The 3550-nt window shown below is 62.6% G+C and carries 5 protein-coding genes; 2 read left to right on the top strand and 3 right to left on the bottom strand.

From position 1 onward, the window contains the following. Positions 1-130: 130 nt before the first annotated feature. Positions 131-283 (bottom strand): hypothetical protein, encoded by a 153-nt coding sequence (locus LH128_RS33315; protein ID WP_155986411.1) that lies wholly within the window; start codon positions 281-283, stop codon positions 131-133. A 42-nt stretch (positions 284-325) separates the two neighbouring features. Next, on the bottom strand, positions 326-568 hold the full coding sequence (locus tag LH128_RS33310; RefSeq protein WP_155986410.1) for a hypothetical protein: 243 nt from the start codon (positions 566-568) through the stop codon (positions 326-328). Positions 569-763: 195 nt separating this feature from the next. Between LH128_RS33310 and LH128_RS10410 the strand changes: the two genes are divergently transcribed. Next, positions 764-1792 (top strand): IS110 family transposase, encoded by a 1029-nt coding sequence (locus LH128_RS10410; protein ID WP_008829587.1) that lies wholly within the window; start codon positions 764-766, stop codon positions 1790-1792. Positions 1793-2209: 417 nt separating this feature from the next. Here the strand turns inward: LH128_RS10410 and LH128_RS10405 are convergent, their stop codons facing one another. Further along, the gene (locus LH128_RS10405; protein ID WP_327195130.1) at positions 2210-2404 is read right to left on the bottom strand and encodes a hypothetical protein; all 195 of its coding nucleotides are present in this window, start codon (positions 2402-2404) and stop codon (positions 2210-2212) included. A gap of 334 nt (positions 2405-2738) precedes the next feature. Here LH128_RS10405 and LH128_RS10400 point away from each other — a divergent pair. After that, the coding region (locus LH128_RS10400; RefSeq protein ID WP_008829585.1) for a GAF domain-containing protein at positions 2739-3550 on the top strand (812 nt) is incomplete at its 3' end.

Here is a 3550-nt window from a genome sequence, read left to right as displayed (position 1 = left end):
CCGCCGGGAATACGGACCATCCCGGCCGGCGCCTCAAGCTGCATACCCGTCATTGCGCTGTGTCCTGCAAACCGATCCACTTTCCCGGACCTTAACCGCTATGTCCACACCGGACAATGCGCCCGAGGTTTCAGTGCTTTGCCGGAGGAGCTGCGCCTTTTGCGAGCATCGCGACGCCGTCCGGCGCGGCGTCGCGATGCCGGTCCGCGCCGAGTTCGGCCAGCTTGTCCCGCATCGCTGGCGGCACCGTCGATCCAACCGATGCCGAGAAAGCAAAGGCCACGGGTGGCACGATTGCCACCCGGTTACCGTCGGCGAAACTGCTTTACTTGCCGGGTGCGAACGTACCGATGTAGAGGCCATCCTTTCCTGCGTATTCCCTGGAGGATCGTCCTTGCAGCGAGAACGCAATATGCTGACCGTCTCGTGCAAGCGTTGACTGATGCGCTTCCGCGCCGCCACGGCTGACATTGGTTAACTGCCGGCGTTTGCCAGTCTGCCAATCCAGAACGTAGAGGTCAAAAGTCTTCCCGCCGTATTTCTGTGCAACAGCTTCGGCATCGGCCACACCTTGCTGCGTCAGGAGGAAAGACAGAAGGTGCGGCCGATGCCCCGATACTCCTCTATAAGGGCTCGATGGGTCCGAAGCACGGTTCGTCTCCTCGAGACCATAGCAGATGGGGTGGATGGCTCCCGCTCACGGCATCGAGGTGCCAAGATGTGATTGCTGTCAGGCGATCACGAGCAAATAGGAGCCACCCACATGGAGATTACCACCATCGGCCTCGATTTGGCCAAGAGCATTTTCCAGGTTCATGCAGTTGATGCTGCGGGCACCGTCGTCGTCCGCAAGGCATTGCGTCGATCGCAGGTGGTGCCGTTCTTCACGAAGTTGCCGCGGTGCCTGGTCGGCATCGAAGCGTGCGGCACCTCTCATCATTGGGCACGCGCTCTGGCAAAACTCGGGCACGAGGTTCGATTGATGCCGCCTGCGTACGTTAAGCCGTATGTGAAGCGCGGCAAGACGGACGCGAATGACGCAGAGGCGATCTGCGAGGCAGTGACGCGCCCAACGATGCGGTTCGTGCCCGCGAAGTCGCCGGAACAGCAGGCGGCGCTGGCGCTGCACCGGACGCGCGACCTGTTGGTCAAGCAGCGTACTCAGCTCGTGAACATGATCCGTGGCCTGCTCGCAGAGTTTGGCATCGAGATCGTACGTGGGCTGCATCACGCGATCGAACTGGCCGCGCGGATCGCCAAGGGCGATGCGCCCGAGGTTCCTGATCTCGCCGTGCGCGTGATCACTGGCTTGGCCGGACAGATCGGCGACGTGCAGGTTCGGCTTGCGGCGTTGGAAAAGGAGTTGCTCACTTGGCACCGGTCCAACGAACTGTCGCAGCGCCTCGGTACGATCCCGGGTGTCGGCTTGATCTCCGCGACTGCGCTTGCCGCGTCGGTAACCGACCCAGGGCGGTTTCGCTCGGGTCGGCAGTTTGCCGCCTCGCTTGGCCTGACACCGCTTCAGAACTCGAGTGGCGGCAAGGAACGGATGGGTCGGATCTCGCGCATGGGCGATCGATACCTGCGGCGCCTGCTGGTTATCGGCATGACCTCACTGGTGCGCCGCGCCCGGGCCAAACCGGACTCGGTCGATCCGCGCATCGCTGCCATGCTGGCGCGCAAACCCGCGCGGGTCGTAACCGTTGCCGCTGCCAATCGCACGGCGAGGGTCGCCTGGGCGATCATGGCGCGTGGCGGCACGTACCGTGCGCCGATCGGCGTGGCAGCATGACGGATTAGCAGCTCGACACCGAGCGGCTTCAGGAGGTTGTGAGAGCGAAGAGAAGTGATGGCGTTACCGGTCGACCGGGAGCCGGGACACCCCGCCGAAAGTCCAAGGCATCATAGCCTGCATAGCAGAGTGGGACCTAGCTCGCGGATACCATCAGGGCCAGCAGTCACGAAACGGCTGCACCAACAGGCCGGACACAAGACTGCACCCGACCAATACGCCAGATCGTCAAATCGCCACTTGCAACGCGGGAGCCATCCACACAGGACATTCGGAAAGGAATGGGTTTCGTTGTGCTGGGCGTCCGTCGGCATCGGGCTGGTCTTGCCGGTCGCGATGTCCAGCTTGTACATGCCGTTGAACGGACGCCCTTTTTCCACGGTGAAGAACAGGATCGACTTGCCCTCGTCGATGAAGTCATAGGTTTCGATGGAACGTCACCTTCGACGCAGGATCGGATTCCGGGTCCGCCAGCAGCAGCGTGCGGTCCGTCAGATAGGCCCATTTGCCGTCATTTATGACCTGCCCCATGAGCATACGGTGCTTGGGTTCCATTTCACCCCAGGCAATGCGATCGCTGCCCGGCTTCGAGCGATCGTAATCCAGCGCCACTTCGCCCACGGCATGCGCTGACAGGGGCTGCGGCGGAAGTGAGGCGTCCGCCGGCATCCAGTAAAGGTAGGTCGTACCGTAGCGCTCCGGCTTGGCGCCGAGCCGTGGCCTCGGCGGTTTCGAGCGATGCCGGTCCGGAAATCAGGTAACTGCCATCGGCGAGGTAGTAGATTCGCGATACGTATCCGCCCGCGCCCCACTTGCATGTCAGGCACTTTACCGTGCGCGTCGCGATGTCCATTTCGTAAGCCGGACCCACGGAACTTTTCCGCTGCCTGGTAGTTCACCCGCTGCGACGCGTCCATTGGTCTCGCGCACGCGGGGAACTTGGACAATGACTAACGCGCATCATGGGCCTCTGGTGTCGCCGATCGGCTCGCCCACGCAGGATTCGGAAGACGGGCTCTCCGACATCGACCTGCTCCATCGGATCAGCGTGGCGCTCATCAACGAGCAGGATCGTTTCGAGCTTTATGGCAAGATCGTCGATGCCGCCGTCACGATCACGGGCTCGCAGTTCGGAACGATGCAGTTGTTGTGCCCGGCCGACGATCCATCGGGCCATGGCGGCGAACTGCAGCTCTTGGCTCAACGCGGCCTGCCGCCCGAGGCAGTCGGGTTCTGGCAGTGGGTGAACCCGGCGGCGTACAGCAGTTGCACCCTGGCGCTCAAATTCGGCCAGCGCGCCATCGTGCCCGACTTCGAGGAATGGGAGGAAATTAGCGGAACGCCCGATCTCCAGGCTTTTCGCGCTGCCGGCATCAGGTCGGCGCAGACTACCCCTCTGCTTTCGCGCAGTGGCAAACTGCTGGGGATGATCTCCACCCACTGGAATGCGCCGCACGAGCCTTCGGAACGCGATCTGCGCATGCTCGACATCGTGGCGCGGCAGGCCGCCGACATTCTGGAGCGCACGCTCGCCGAGGAAGCCCTGCGCCATCTCAACGAGACGCTGGAAATTCGGGTCGAGGAACGGTCCCGCGAACTGATGGCATCGGAGGATCAGGTCCGCCAGTTGCAGAAGATGGAGGCCATTGGGCAACTGACGGGCGGCGTGGCCCACGATTTCAACAATCTGCTGACCATCATCCGTTCATCCGCCGAACTTCTCGCCCGCCGCGAACTCCCGCGCGACAAGCAGAAGAA

This window comes from Sphingomonas sp. LH128, from assembly GCF_000293195.2.
GTDB lineage: Bacteria > Pseudomonadota > Alphaproteobacteria > Sphingomonadales > Sphingomonadaceae > Novosphingobium > Novosphingobium resinovorum_A.
This window is presented reverse-complemented; position numbering and strand designations above follow the sequence as displayed.